This window comes from Blattabacterium sp. (Blaberus giganteus), from assembly GCF_000262715.1.
Classification (GTDB): domain Bacteria; phylum Bacteroidota; class Bacteroidia; order Flavobacteriales; family Blattabacteriaceae; genus Blattabacterium.
On sequence record NC_017924.1, the window covers coordinates 544,159 to 558,855 of the forward strand.

The window sequence follows — 14,697 nt, forward strand, 5'->3', positions numbered from 1 at the left end:
AATAAAATTAAAATAATAATGGCAGAAATAATATCTATGCCCCAATTAAGTGATACAATGAAAGAAGGAACTGTAATCAAATGGAATAAAAAAATAGGGGAAAAAGTTTCAGAAGGGGATATTTTGGCTGAAATAGAAACTGATAAAGCTACCCAAGATTTTGAGATAGATGTTAGTGGAATTTTACTTTTTATCGGAGTAAAAGAGGGAGAAACCACTCGTGTAAATGATGTATTAGCAATTATAGGAAATGAAGGGGAAGATATCAGTCATATAATTTCTAAATTAGAATCTAAAAAAATAGAACAAGAGGATCAAAAAAAAAATAACGAAAAAATATTTATCTCTCCTATAGCAAAAAGAATGGCAAAAAAAATGGGTATTTCTATAAATAAAATAAAGGGAAGCGGAGAATATGGAAGGATTATTAAAAAAGACATAGAATTTTATGAAAAACAAAACCTAGATAAAATAGAAGCCCAAAATACTATTCATTCTTCTATTAGAAAAAAAATAGCAGAACATTTGACTTATTCCAAATTCTCAGCTCCACATTATTATTTGTTTAGTGAAATTAATGCGGATAAATTAATTGAATTTCGAAAAAATTTAAATGATAAATTTCCCTTAGAAGAAAAAATATCATTCAATGACATCATTATCAAAGCTGTGGCTCAATCTTTAAAAAAACATCCTGATATAAATGTATCATGGAACGATGAAAAAATTATAATACATCCACATATTCATATTGGTATTGCTGTGGCTATAAAAGACGGATTAATTGTACCAGTTATTAAAAATGCAGATCAAAAATCATTGCTACAAATTTCCAAAGAAATTAAGGATAAAGCATCTCGTTCAAAATTAAAAAAAATACAACCGGAAGAAATAGAAAATAGTACTTTCACCGTTTCAAATTTAGGAATGTATGGAATAGAATCTTTTACTTCTATTATAAATACACCTAATACATCTATATTATCTGTAGGATCTATTATGATTCGTCCTATCGTGAAAAATTATAAAATTGATATAGGAAATATCATGAAAATTACATTATCTTGTGATCATCGAATTATAGACGGAGCTAAAGGAAGTGAATATATTCATTCTCTTAAAAATTTTTTAGAAGATCCTATTACTATATTATTTTAATTTATTTATGGCTTTTTTTATCCATGATAAAAAAATGGGAAATATGAATACTAAAAAAGTTAATACAGAAAATGTTTTTTCTGAAAAAAAAAACGAGTAAGGAATATGTTTTTTTGAAAAAAAAATGAGCTTGATTCCGAGAATAATAATTACTAAAAAAGCAGAATGTTTTAATTCTGTAAATTTATCCATTAATTGGACAAAAAACTGTGCAATTAATCTTATCGATAGAATTCCTATACACACACCTAAAAAAATTAATATCAAATTTTCTGATAAAGCAACAGAAGCAAAAATATTATCAATAGAAAAAGCTAAATCCATCATTTCTATCGTGAAAAGAACTTTCCAAAAAGAATTTTGTGTTTTTTTATTTTTATAACTATTTGATATGAAATTTTTTTTCAAAAAATGATTTAATCCTATAAAAATCAAATAAATACCTCCTAATGGTTTTAACCACCATATTTTTATTAGTATGGAAGTAAATAATAGACACAAACCTCGGAAAAAATAAGCACCGATAATTCCATATTTTATAGCTTTTTTTCTATCTTTTTTTTTAAGATTTATAATCATAGAAGCTAATACCGCGGCATTATCTATAGACAAAATACTTTCTATGAAAAATAAATTTACTATAATAGAAATAGATAAAAGAGGATGATGAATAATTTCTGTAAAATATTTTTCAATATTCATTTTTAAAAACTTTATAGAGCCATTAACTTACTATAAGTCCCTTTTTTTGAAATTAGAGAATTATGTTTTCCTTGTTCTATAATTTTTCCTTTTTCTAATACTATAATATGATCTGCTTTTTGTATAATAAAAGAAGATAGTTTATGTGTTATTATAAGATATGTTCTATTTTTCATCATTTCATTTAAAGCTTTTTGAACTGTAATTTCAGACTCTGTATCTAAAAATGAAGTTGCTTCATCTAAAATCATAATTGGAGGATCTTTAAATACAGCTCTAGCTATGCTTATACTTTGTTTTTGTCCTAAGGATAATTTATTGCCGTTATATCCTATAATTGTATCATATCCTTTTGGGAGTTTTTTTATAAAACTATGTGCATTAGCAATTTTAGCAGCTTCTATTACAGAATGTTTCGACATTTTTTTTTCTGATCCTAATACTATATTATTAAAAACAGAATCATTAAAAAGAACTGGTTCTTGAGTTACTATTCCTAATAATTTTCTATAATCTTTAATTTTTAAATCTTTAATATTAGTTCCATCTACAGTAATTTCTCCATATGTTGCATCATAAAAATTAGCAACCAAATTAGCAATAGTAGATTTTCCACTACCTGATCTTCCGACTAAAACTACAGTTTCCCCTTTCTTTAAAGAAAAACTTAAATTTTGTATCAATATCAATTGATTATGAATAAATGATACATTGCGAAATAAAATTTCATTTTCAAAATGAAAAATAGATTTATATTTAATTTTATCATTTGATACACATTTAGTATTCAATATTTCTACAATTCGTTCTGCCGCGGCTTTTCCTTTTTGAATATTAGATATAGAATTAACTAAACTTTTCGCTGGATTAATAATTTGGAAAAATAGTCCTATAAAAGGAAAAAGTATTTCTGGGCCCATTCCTTTTTTTTCCAAAAAAAGTTTTCCACCATACCAAATAATTAAAATCATAGTAATAGAACCTAACAATTCGCTTATAGGAGAAGCTAATTCTTTTTTTCTGTTAACACGAGATGAAAGTACTTTTTGATATTCAGATACTTGTTCAAAACGTTTTTGCATTTGATTTTCAGCATTAAAAATATTTATAATTTTAGTAGAATTTAAAGTTTCTTCTATAACAGAAAATAATTTTCCTAATTGATTTTGAGCTCCTCTTGCATCTTTTTTCAAATTATTTCCTATAATAGATAAAAATATTCCCATTAAAGGAAGCAATAAAAAAGCAAATAGAGTTAATTTATAATTCATAAAAAATAAGGTCAGTAAATGGAAAGTAACCATTATAGGAGAACTGATCAAATTAGCTAAAGAACTAACAATAGAAACTTCAATTTCATTAACATCATTAGATAATCTAGACATTAAATCTCCATTTCTCTTATTTGAAAAAAAAATTATGGGTAAAGAAAGTATTTTTTTGTGAAAATCGTTTCGAATATTTCGAACTATAGAAGTTTTTATTCCTATTAGGAAATATTCTGACAAATATCGAAAAATATTTCGAATGAAAAAAAGTAAAATAATGAAAATACAAAATATAGCTAAAGTGTTTATTTTTCCATATTTATCTGATAATGTTTTTATATAATCATGAAAATATTTGATGATAAAATCAAAAGATACATTAAAAAAAAATGTTGTTTTATTTTTGTATTCAGAATATTCAAATAAAATACTCAATATAGGTGAAATAGATATTATGGATATAACTGAAAATAAAGAATATAAAAAATTACATAATATATTAATAATATAATGATATTTGTAGGGCTTTGAATAAGCTAAAATTTTTTCAAGTGCATTCATTTAATTTAATTCATCCTAATAAAGATAATTATAAAAATTTTTTAATCTTTTGACAAAAGAATAATTTCACATATAATAACATATAAATTTTTATCTAAATCAATAGAAAAAAAATGCATGTAAGAAACTTTTTTACAATTTTTGTAACCTTAATATTGACCACAATTTGTTTATATTACATATCATATAGCATATATTCCGAAAAAAAAAGTAATAAAAAAACTTTAAATCTAGGATTAGATTTAAAAGGAGGGATCAGTATGATTTTAGATGTATCTGAAAAAGATTTATTAAGGAAACTTTCTGAAAATTCGCAAAATTATTTTTTTACAAAAGCATTAGAAAAAGCAGATATTAAAAAAAAAGAAAATCCAAATATAGATTATTTATCATTTTTCATCAATTTTTTAAATCAAGAAATTAAAAATAAAAAATTAAATATAAATCTATCTTCTCCAAATTTATTTGGAAATAAATCAAATATTGAAAATATTAATTCTAATAGTTCTGATTTAGAAGTAGAAAAATTTTTAAAAAAAAAAATAGAATCATCTATAATTTCTATTCAGAACATTTTAAGATCTAGAATAGATAGATTTGGAATTATACAGCCTAATATTCAAAAAATAAAAAATTCTAATCGAATTTTAATAGAATTATCTGACATAAAAAATATAGATAGAATAAAAAACATTTTAGAAAAAAAAGCGGAATTACATTTTTTTGAAACTTATAGTTTTCAAGAAATTATTTCATACTTTGAAACAATAAATAAATTTTATAATAAAAAATTTCACGGAAAAAAATCTTTTATAGATTTTTTGAATCTCACTCATATTAAATCTCCAAATTTAGTTGGATTAGTTCATATAAAATATAAAAAAATCATTTCTGATTTTTTAAACTCTATGGTAGCTAAAAATTCTTTACCATATCATTTACATGATGTAAAATTTTTGTGGGGATATAAAAAAAATTTAGATAATTTTTTGCAATTATTTGCTGTAAAAATACATGATGAAGAAGTATCTCATTCTTTGAATGGAGACATGGTAACTCATGCTTATAAATCTTTTGGTCCTTTAAATGAAATATTTATAAATATAAAAATGAATCAAGAAGGAACCAAAAAATGGAAAATATTCACAGAAAAAAATATGGGAAAAAGCATTGCAATAGTACTTGATGATTTAGTTTATGCTGCTCCCGTCGTAAATTCAGTCATTCCAAATGGAATGTCTCAAATATATGGACATTTTTCAACACAAGAATCTAATGATTTAATAAATGTATTAAATACAGGAGAATTGCCTACCTCTGTAAAAATTATTCAAACTGACATCATGGGACCTTATTTAGGAAAAGAATCTATTCGAAGGGGAATTATATCTTTTTTCATAGCCTTACTTTTTATATTTATTTGGATGTTTTTTTACTACTCAATTCCAGGATTATATGCTGATGTTATCTTATTTTTTAATCTCATATTTATTTTTGGTATTCTCATTTCTATGAATGCAGTGTTAACTTTTCCTGGGATTGCTGGAATTATACTCACATTAGCAATGTCCATGGATACTAATATTATTATTTATGAAAAAATTAAAGAAAATATTAGAAATAATATTTCCATATTAACATCTATTAATAATAGTTACACATTACAGGGAGCCTTATCTTCTATTATAGATGGACAAATGACAACTTTATTATGTGGAGTTATTTTATTTTATTTTGGAATAGGACCAATTCGAGGTTTTTCTACTACCTTAATTATTGGAATTCTTATATCTATGTTTACTTCTATTTTTTTAGGAAGATTATTTTTAGAATGGCATTTAAAAAAATATAAAAAAATTTCTTTTCGAAATTTGAATCAAATGAAAAACATGCAATGTGATTTTTTATCCAAAAGGAAATGGGTTTATATGATTTCTTGTATTCTTATAATTCTTAGTATATTTTCTTTTTTATTCAAAGGATTCAATCTGGGATTAGACTTTGTTGGAGGCCGTTCTTATGTAATTCTTTTTGATCGTAAAATGGTTCCTGAAAAAATTTCAGAAATTTTATCAAAAACATTTACAGAAAACGGAAAACCTTCCTTTCCTAGAGTAGGAACATTCGGAGATGAAAATCAACTCAAAATAGTAACCAAATACAAAATTTTTGAAGAAAACAATCAAGTAGATGAAGTTGTTTTAAAAAAAATGTTTATAGCTTTAAAAGCTTTTTTTCCTATAAATTTTGATAACTTTAAAAATATAAAAAAAGATAAGTCATTAGGCATTTTATCTTTTGAAAAAGTTGGCCCTATAGTAGCTAAAAATATGATTCATAAAGCTTTTATTTCTATTATAATTTCTTTAATAGGAATTTTTACATACATCTTTATAAGATTCAATAAATGGCAATTTGGATTAGGTGCAGTAATTTCTTTAATACATGATTCAATTATTGTACTTGGAATATTTTCTTTTTTTCACGAAAAATTCCCTATTCTAGAAATAGATCAAACTTTTATAGCTGCTTTATTAACGATAATAGGTTATTCTATAAATGATACCGTAATTGTATATGATAAAATTAGAAATATTTCAAAAAAAACATCATTCATGATGAAAGAAACCATAAATCAAGGAATCTGTAGTTCTCTTACCAGAACCATAAATACTTCTTTTATCACTTTATTAGTAATTTCTATTATTTTCTTATTTGGAGGAAAAGTTATTCATAGTTTTATGTTAGCTTTATTTATTGGAATTAGTGTTGGAACTTATTCCTCTATATTCATAGCTCCATCCATAGTATATGATTGTTATAAAAAAAGTGTAAAAAAATGAAAAATTTTTTATTTATTAGTATAGAAGAAAGTTTTTTTATCATTATTATAGCTATACTTGTTTTTGGGCCTAAAAAAATACCAGATATAGCTCGTGGATTAGGAGAAGGAATCCGATATTTAAAAAACGCTAAAACAAAAATTAAAAATGAAATTATTAAAAATAATATTGATCAACCTGTGAAAAAAAAAGAAATTTCTGATTATGAAAAAAAAAAAGGAAACAAACATATGCCTCCTTATTCTATAAAACGAAATAATTAAATATTATATTACATATTTTTTCTATAATCTTTAATATCAGATTTCTCAATTAACATATTTCCTATTTTTTCTAAAATATTTTTTCTTAAGTCAGTATTCAAAGATTCTGTTTCTGAAGAAAAATAAGAAAGCTTTTTATATGTATTAAAACGTTTTAATGGTCTTACAAAAAAAATACCCTTATCTCCCAAAATTGGTTTAGAAGTTTCATATAATTTTGAAGAAAAAACATATCCTACTACTTTAGGTTCTTTATGATTTTCAATTATAGATTGATAAAAATTAATTTTGCAAGATTTATTTATTTTTTTAGAAAAATGAAAAGCTATTTCTTCTAAATTTTTATACTTATTTTTTGTTATATTATATAAATAATGATCTATTTTTTTATTCATTAGAAAAGGGATGATATGATTTTTTATTTTTTCAATAGGAAATCCTTTTTTTTGAATTTTAGATAAAAAAACTATAATATAATCTTTATTTGAAGTATAAAAAATATTTATATCTCCTTCTTTTCTATTTTTTTCGTAAGACCAATTTATAATTTCTTTGTCCAATTCTGTATTTAAATCATCAATATTCCATTGATAGTTTTTTATTTCTTTCAAAAAAATGGTTTCATACCTTTTTTTTCTTGCATTATTAATAAATGTATTAAGACTTGAGTTTTTATTCTCTTTCAAAAATTGAACAACTTTCTGATAAAGAATATCTTCTGTTTTTTTTGATGGAATCAGTGTTTTTATTATTATGGCAAATTGATAAGTAGGTTTGAGATCTTTAACTTCGTCAATTCTAATAATATGGTATCCAAATTTAGTTTCCGTCAAACCTATTGTTCCTTTTTTGTTTTTTGAAGAAAAAAAATCAAATGATCCCTTAAATGCTTCATTTTGTTCTTCATATTTAATCCATCCTAAACTTCCTTTATTTTTTTTTGCATTAGTGACATCATCAGATTTTTTCGATACTAATAAATTAAATTTATTAGGATTTTTTATTACAATATCATATATTGTTTTAGCTATTTTTTTAGCTTTTTTTTTAGTTCTATTATTAGAAAAACGTATGGAATCTTTATGAGAAATCAATATATTACTAGATAAAACAGTGTTATATACCATTTTTTTTCCAGTTAGTTTTGCCATAATATAAATATTATTGTCTTTAATCGGACCAAACATACTTCCAACTTTATTTTTTTTATTCAAAAAATGTTGTAAAACAACAGGGAGATTTTTTTTTAAATAAAAATTTGAATCAAAAGGTTTTTCAGATTGATTAGAAACAATTGCAAAATTATGATTGGAAAGTTTAAATTTTTTAAATAATTTTTCTATTTCAGAATCCATGTTTTTTTCATCATATAATGATGGATGAGAACGAAAAATTACAAAGCTAAGATTTCTCAAATTTTCTTTTTTATAAAGAAATTTATTTTTTTTAATATAATCATAAATATCATGACTTTTTATTTTTTTATATTTTTCTTCTATTTCTGAATAAGGAATAAATACATAATCAATGACAGAAAATGAATTTTTATCTCTATAATTTAATTTAGCTTCTAAAAAAGATGTATTTAGTCCATACATCAACATTTCTACATATTTTTTTGCAATTATTCTTTTTGGAAGACTATTTTTTTCATAAGACCAAATATTTTTTTCTACTTCTATTTTAGGATTAAAATTCAGAGGTAATTTTTCTAAATTTCTTAAATACAATCTAAATTTTTTCATATCCATTTTTCCTTTTTCATCTTGAAAATCAATTATTTTACTATATATAGATTGCTTTTCTATTGCTTTCCAAAAATCTTTTTCTGTACTTTGTATTCCTAATTTTCTAGCTTGTTGATTCAATACTTTTTCATGAACTAATAATTTCCAAGCATCATTTTTTAAAAAATAATCAGGCTCATTTTCACGAAATCGTTTCAAAAATTGAAAACAATCAAGATATTCTTTTAAAAAAATGGGATCTCCATTTACTTTTCCAACAATAGTGGAATTTTCAGTAAAAAATTTCAGAATAATATTAGGATCTAATATAAAGAATATCAAGAAAATGCTTATGAGAAAGAAAATTATCCATGTATTTTTTCTTATTTTTTCTAAAAAACTCATTTTAAAATTTCTTTTTAAGAAAGACTTCTTCTATTTTATTTTTGGATACTTTTTTAATTTCAATATAAAAATTGTTATTGATAACAATTTGATCTCCATTTTTTGGAATATCCCCTGTATAAGTAACTATCAAACCTCCCAAAGTTTCATATTTATCAGATTTAGGAAGACATAAATTATATTTAGCATTAATAAAATCAATTTCTAAACGTGCAGAAAATAAAAATTCATGATCATTTAATTTATAATCCAGTAATGAATTTTCATCATGTTCATCCCTTATATCTCCAAGAAATTCTTCTAAAAGATCTTCTATAGTAATCATTCCTGCTGTTCCACCATACTCATCCAAAACTATAGCAATACTTCTTTTTTTTTTAATTAAAAGATCCATGATTTCTCTAACAGGTGTTGTAACATAAACTAATTCTACTGATCTAATTATAGACTCAATATTTTTTGGTTTTTTCAATAATTCTAAATAATGAATATAACCTATAATGTTATCTATATTTTTTTTAAAAATTACTATTTTAGATAATCCACTTTCAGTAAAAATATTTCTAACATTATCTATAGAAGAAAAGTCAGAAGAAACTATTTCCTTTCTAGGAACCATACATTCCCGTGCTTTTTTTTCAGAAAAATCCAAAGCTTTATGAAAAATTTCAATTTCAGATTCTATAAATTCTTTTCCTTTTACATTTCTATCTATATTTTCTGATAAAAAGTAAATTAAATCTTCTTTATCAAAAAATTTTTTTTTATCATTTTCTTGTTCTCCTAAAATTTTTAAAAAAACATTAGAAATCCAAATAATAGAGTTCGTAATAGGATAAAATATTGTATATATTATATATACAGGAATAATGAATAAACTCAATAATTCATTTGAATATACACTGAATATTATTTTTGGTATAAATTCTCCAATAATTAAAATAATAGTAGCAGAAAAAACTGTTTCTAACAAAATTATCCATAAAGAATTATCTAAAAATTCTTTTGGAAAAACAGACAAAAATAATTTTCCCATATAAATACCATATATAACTAAAGAAATGGTGTTACCAATTAGCATTGTTGTGATAAATTTTTTAGAATTACTAATACTTTTTGAAAGTAGTTTAGAATGAAAAGATCCCTTTTTTTTTTCTTTTTCTAATTCTATTTTAAACAAACTAGAAGAAATAAAAGCCATCTCCATTCCAGAAAAAAAAGCAGACACAAGTATAGTGATAAAAACTATACTAGTATAAAAAATCATATTATTTAATAGGAAAAGTTCCACTAATATTTTTTAGTCTAATTTTTTTTAAATTTTCAGAAGCTTCTATCCCATTCGTTGCATGTAGTATAATTCCATATGAATTAGATATAATTGTATATTTTTTATTAAAAATTTTTTTATTTTTTCTATCCCAGAAAATCTCATCCGTTTTCAAAAAATATCCTTCATAACTTACTATTTTAATATTTCCTTTTATGTGATAAAATACTTTATCAATTGATTTTACCCAGTCAGCTTTAATATAAGTATATTTGTTAGTGTTTTTATTATTATAAATGAATAAATTCAATCCATTCGGAAATAAAGTGTAAGAAATATATTCTTTAATAACTGGAGAATAAATAATGAATTTCAATAATCCTTTTTCTTTATAAAAAAAACTTGTTTTAATAAAAATATTTTTAGGCACTTCTTTCCTGTTTTTTTTTGTTAAAGGTTCTCTGTTCATGTTTACACAACAACAAAATAGAAAAAAAAATAAGAAAAAAATATGATAATAAAATTTATTCCTGATTATTTTATTTTTTATTTATTGTACTTTTGTTTTTGTGTTTTGGTATCTTAGCTCAGTTGGTAGAGCAAAGGACTGAAAATCCTTGTGTCCCCGGTTCGATTCCGGGAGATACCATTCACTTTTCTATCTATTTGACTCCCAATTCTTTTTTAACCTCTTCAGTTATGTCTTCTCCTTTATTCACTAATACTCCTTTTCCAGGACTACAATCATCAACTCTTATAATATCTTTGTCTTTATCTATTACTTTATGAATAGCCTTCTCTATTTTCTTATATATAGGATTTAATAGTTTATTTTGATTTTTAGTCAAATCATCTGCAGCTGCTTTTTGGTAAGCATGAGCTCTTGCTTGTAAAATTTCTAGTTCTTTTTTAAGAATTGGATTTTTATTTTTTTGAAATTTTTCTGCTTTCTTATGGAATTCTTTTGCTAATTTGTCTAATATATTTTCATGAACTCTACTAATTCTATCTAATTCTTTTTGAGCAGTAGAAAATTCTGGCATTTTCTCTATCAAAGCCATGCTATTAATACAAACTATTTTATCACGACATTCTTTATTCTTAGAATATGAATATCCAAAAAATAAAAATAGAAATAATAAAAAATAAAAAATTGTGTTTTTTTTCATATGATTTTTTTATATTATTGTCTTACAAGTCTTTTCCTACTATAAAATGTGTTTTCCATTTTGATTTGTTTAAACCATGAACTATATCATTGTCTATAGGATATCCAAAATCTATTCCTAAAAAACCTATTGGAGGCCAAAATAAACGAAATCCAAATCCAAAAGATTTATTCAATGTATTTAATTTTTGATAAGAATCACTAATATTTCCTCCTTCCAGAAAATAAATTGTCCAAATTTTTAAATTTGATAAATTTTTAATTAAATAACGAATTTCAAAAACAAGTTTGTTATAAATTTTTCCTCCATTATTAAAAATTGGATGTTTAAAAGAATATCCTCTTAATGGAATAAGATCTTTATTATATAATTTTAATCCTGATAAATTATTATGCACTCCACCCATATAAAATTTTTGAAACGGAAGTAATTCTTTTGAATGGTTATATTGTCCCAAATAACCTAATTCCCCTCCTATTTTCAATATCATGTTATCCATAATTTTATGATACCTAAATAGAATTATTTTCAATTTAAAATACTCCATCCATTCATGATTTCTATTATTTTTTAAAATTACGGAATATGGAAGAGTAAATATACTGTTCAATTGCATTTTTGATCCTCGAAATGGAAAAATGATATTTGGTTCTGTAGAAACCCTTTTAAATGAAATTAAATAGCTCAGATTATTGAATTTATGCTTTTGATATAAGTTTTCAAAGGTTTTTTTTTGATAAATGAATTGTTCGTAATTTAAAGATGTCAAAATTTTTGAATAAGGATCCAAAAAAATTAAAAACTTATTTAAGTTTACAGAAAACTCTATTTTTTCTAAAAATTTCTTTTCTTCAATTTTTATATCCTTGTTGGAATCCTTAGTCTCTTTATATATTTGAGATAAAAAATCTAAATCCTCTTCGTTTTTTATTTTTTTTATTGAATATTGACTTTGCAAAGTCATAGAAGTAGGATTGTTTTTTTCTATCCAAGGTTCTGTAAAAGAAAATCCATAAGATGTAAAATCTTTTCCTAATTGACTATGAATAACTAATTTTTGACCATCTCCTTGAGGAATAGGTTTCCATAAATTCCACTTTAAAATATTTTTAAAAGAAAAATTTCCAATATTTAATTTAAAATTCCCAATAACTTTTCTAATATCTTTTCCTCCAAACCCTCCATGAAATTGAAATTCATTAGTATTTTTTTCTACAACATGCCATTCTATATCTATAGATTCATTTTTTTCATTTGGCTTAAGTTCATGATATATTTTTTCAAAAAAATTTAGATTTTCTAAATTTAATAAACTATGTTTAATTTTATTAATAGAAAAAATATCTCCCGGATAAGTTTTCAATTCTCTTCGAATAACATGATCTTTAGTTATTAAATTTCCTGATATGATGACTTTATTTATATATACAGGTTTATTTTCTTCTATTCGAATTTCAAGATCTATTTTTTCATCTAAAATTCTTTTTTCTGTAAAAGTAATATTAACAAATAAGTATCCTAAATTTAAATAAGAATATAAAATACTCTTGGGATCAGAAGAATTAAAAATATTATTTTTAATACCAATTTGATTATATATGTCCCCCTTTTTGTAAAAGAAAATTTCATTTAAAAAATCTGTTTTTAATTTTTTATTTCCTAATATATTAACGTCTCCTAAAAAATATTTTTTCCCTTCTATAATTTTTATTTTGATTCCGTAATTTCCTGATTTTTTTATCCATACAGAATCTAAGAATACTTGAATATCAATAAATCCCATAGATTTGTATTTATTTATAATATTTTTTAAATCTTTTTTTATATTCTCTTGAACAAAGAGAGATTTTTGAATTTTGGAAATTATGGGATAAAAATTTCTTTTAGTTGTTATCATTAAGGAATGTAATTCCTTCTCTTGAAGAACTTGATTTCCATCAAATAATATTTCTTCTATTTCAATTTTTTTTCCTTTATTTATATATAAATATAATACATTTTTGTTTTGATTTCTATTTATTTCACTTTTTATATTAATTTCATGATACCCTTTTTTTGTATAATATTCTTGTATATCATTTTTTACAATTTGAATCAAATCACCAGAAATTTTGTCTCCAATTTTTATTTTTTTTATTATATCCTTAGGAAGTTGATCTTCTTTTATTCCTTTTATTTTTATTTCATGAATTTCTTCCAAATCTTCCAATTCAAAAAATAATTGAATTTCATTTTTATGTATATTCTTTTTATGAATGGATATGTTTTTAAAAAGATTACTTTTCCACAACTTTTTTATAGCATTATCCGTTTTTATTCCATAAACATCAATTGATTCTCCAGGATAAATCCCTGATAATTTAGAAATAAAATGACTATCATATTTAGTTTTTCCTATAATATGTATTTCTTTTACAATAAAATCAGAATTTTCTTCATAATTATTTGTAACAGAATAATTTTCATTACGAACAAAAAATGAGTATCCCTGTTGTATTTGCATTATTATTATGAATAAATAAAAAATGCTGTTGATAAAAATATTTTTTTTCATGAATTCAAAAAATTATTCTATGTTTCCAAAACGACGTTTTCTTTTTTGATAATTTATTATAGCTTCGAAAAAATCTTTTTTTCGAAAATCAGGCCATAAAATATTTGTAAAATATAGTTCTGCATAAGCAGACTGCCAAAGTAAAAAATTACTAATACGTTGTTCTCCACTTGTTCTAATGATTAAATCTACATCTGGTAAATCTTTAGTATATAAATGATTTTGAAAAAAAGAACAATCTATATCTTTTAATGAAAACAGACCATTGTATATTTTTTTAGCTATATTTTTTGTTGCTCTTAAAATTTCTTCTTTAGCACTATAACTCAATGCTAAAATCAAAGTACCAGATGTATTATGTTTTGTTTTTTTTATAAAAAAACATAGTTCTTTTTGAATGACTTTAGAAAATCTTTCCACTTCTCCTATAGTCATAATTTTAACATTTTTTTCATGAATTTCTTCTAAATGAATTTTTAAATTAGTATGAAATAAATGCATTAAATTATCTATTTCCTGTTTAGGTCTATTCCAATTTTCTGAAGAAAATACATATAAAGTTATATAAGGAATTCCCAATTCTTTACATCCATTTATAGTGTCTCTTACAGATTGTCTTGCTTTTTCATGACCAAATGTTCTTATTTTTCCTCTTTTTTGAGCCCAACGACCATTTCCATCCATTATAATAGCAACATGATGAGGGATGTTCTTATAATCTATTTTATCTAATAATTTTTTCATACAAAAATCATAAATACATTTTTTACAAAAATT

Annotated in this window: 11 protein-coding genes and 1 tRNA gene; 4 read left to right on the forward strand and 8 right to left on the reverse strand. The window is 22.8% G+C overall.

All coding sequences use genetic code 11. The features are described from left to right. Positions 1 to 18: 18 nt before the first annotated feature. Positions 19 to 1,158: a dihydrolipoamide acetyltransferase family protein gene (locus tag BGIGA_RS02635; RefSeq protein WP_014726825.1), complete on the forward strand. Its 1,140-nt coding sequence runs from the start codon at positions 19 to 21 to the stop codon at positions 1,156 to 1,158. Here the strand turns inward: BGIGA_RS02635 and BGIGA_RS02640 are convergent. After that, positions 1,150 to 1,860 (reverse strand): DUF475 domain-containing protein, encoded by a 711-nt coding sequence (locus BGIGA_RS02640; protein WP_014726826.1) that lies wholly within the window; start codon positions 1,858 to 1,860, stop codon positions 1,150 to 1,152. The genes BGIGA_RS02635 and BGIGA_RS02640 overlap by 9 nt on opposite strands. Positions 1,861 to 1,871: 11 nt before the next feature. Then, positions 1,872 to 3,689 carry an ABC transporter ATP-binding protein gene (locus tag BGIGA_RS02645; RefSeq protein WP_014726827.1) on the reverse strand — a complete coding sequence of 606 codons (1,818 nt, stop codon included), beginning with the start codon at positions 3,687 to 3,689 and terminating at the stop codon, positions 1,872 to 1,874. 113 nt (positions 3,690 to 3,802) lie between these two features. Here BGIGA_RS02645 and secD point away from each other — a divergent pair, with 113 nt between their 5' ends. Together secD and BGIGA_RS02655 are read left to right on the forward strand one after the other, a co-directional pair. After that, a complete protein-coding gene (secD, locus tag BGIGA_RS02650; protein ID WP_014726828.1) occupies positions 3,803 to 6,532 on the forward strand; it encodes a protein translocase subunit SecD in 2,730 nt (909 codons plus the stop codon). Next, complete coding sequence (locus BGIGA_RS02655) at positions 6,529 to 6,795, forward strand: twin-arginine translocase TatA/TatE family subunit (RefSeq protein ID WP_014726829.1); 267 nt, start codon at positions 6,529 to 6,531, stop codon at positions 6,793 to 6,795. The genes secD and BGIGA_RS02655 overlap by 4 nt, the downstream gene beginning before the upstream one ends. An 8-nt stretch (positions 6,796 to 6,803) precedes the next feature. Here the strand turns inward: BGIGA_RS02655 and BGIGA_RS02660 are convergent, their stop codons facing one another. From BGIGA_RS02660 to BGIGA_RS02670, 3 genes are read right to left on the reverse strand one after another with little or no spacing between them, the layout of a single operon-like run. Beyond that, a complete protein-coding gene (locus BGIGA_RS02660) occupies positions 6,804 to 8,927 on the reverse strand; it encodes a SurA N-terminal domain-containing protein (protein ID WP_014726830.1) in 2,124 nt (707 codons plus the stop codon). Position 8,928: 1 nt separating this feature from the next. Beyond that, the gene (locus BGIGA_RS02665; RefSeq protein WP_014726831.1) at positions 8,929 to 10,194 is read right to left on the reverse strand and encodes a hemolysin family protein; all 1,266 of its coding nucleotides are present in this window, start codon (positions 10,192 to 10,194) and stop codon (positions 8,929 to 8,931) included. A 1-nt stretch (position 10,195) separates the two neighbouring features. Next, the gene (locus BGIGA_RS02670) at positions 10,196 to 10,666 is read right to left on the reverse strand and encodes a hypothetical protein (RefSeq protein ID WP_014726832.1); all 471 of its coding nucleotides are present in this window, start codon (positions 10,664 to 10,666) and stop codon (positions 10,196 to 10,198) included. 107 nt (positions 10,667 to 10,773) lie between these two features. On the opposite strand from BGIGA_RS02670, the gene BGIGA_RS02675 reads away from it, so the two are divergent. Continuing rightward, a tRNA-Phe gene (locus tag BGIGA_RS02675) sits at positions 10,774 to 10,846 on the forward strand. A gap of 13 nt (positions 10,847 to 10,859) precedes the next feature. Here BGIGA_RS02675 and BGIGA_RS02680 read toward each other — a convergent pair. From BGIGA_RS02680 to BGIGA_RS02690, 3 genes are all read right to left on the reverse strand, one after another. Then, complete coding sequence (locus BGIGA_RS02680) at positions 10,860 to 11,366, reverse strand: OmpH family outer membrane protein (RefSeq protein ID WP_014726833.1); 507 nt, start codon at positions 11,364 to 11,366, stop codon at positions 10,860 to 10,862. Positions 11,367 to 11,388: 22 nt separating this feature from the next. Next, on the reverse strand, positions 11,389 to 13,869 hold the full coding sequence (locus BGIGA_RS02685; RefSeq protein ID WP_238526735.1) for an outer membrane protein assembly factor: 2,481 nt from the start codon (positions 13,867 to 13,869) through the stop codon (positions 11,389 to 11,391). A 63-nt stretch (positions 13,870 to 13,932) separates the two neighbouring features. Continuing rightward, complete coding sequence (locus BGIGA_RS02690) at positions 13,933 to 14,664, reverse strand: isoprenyl transferase (RefSeq protein WP_014726835.1); 732 nt, start codon at positions 14,662 to 14,664, stop codon at positions 13,933 to 13,935. Between the last annotated feature and the right edge of the window lie 33 nt (positions 14,665 to 14,697).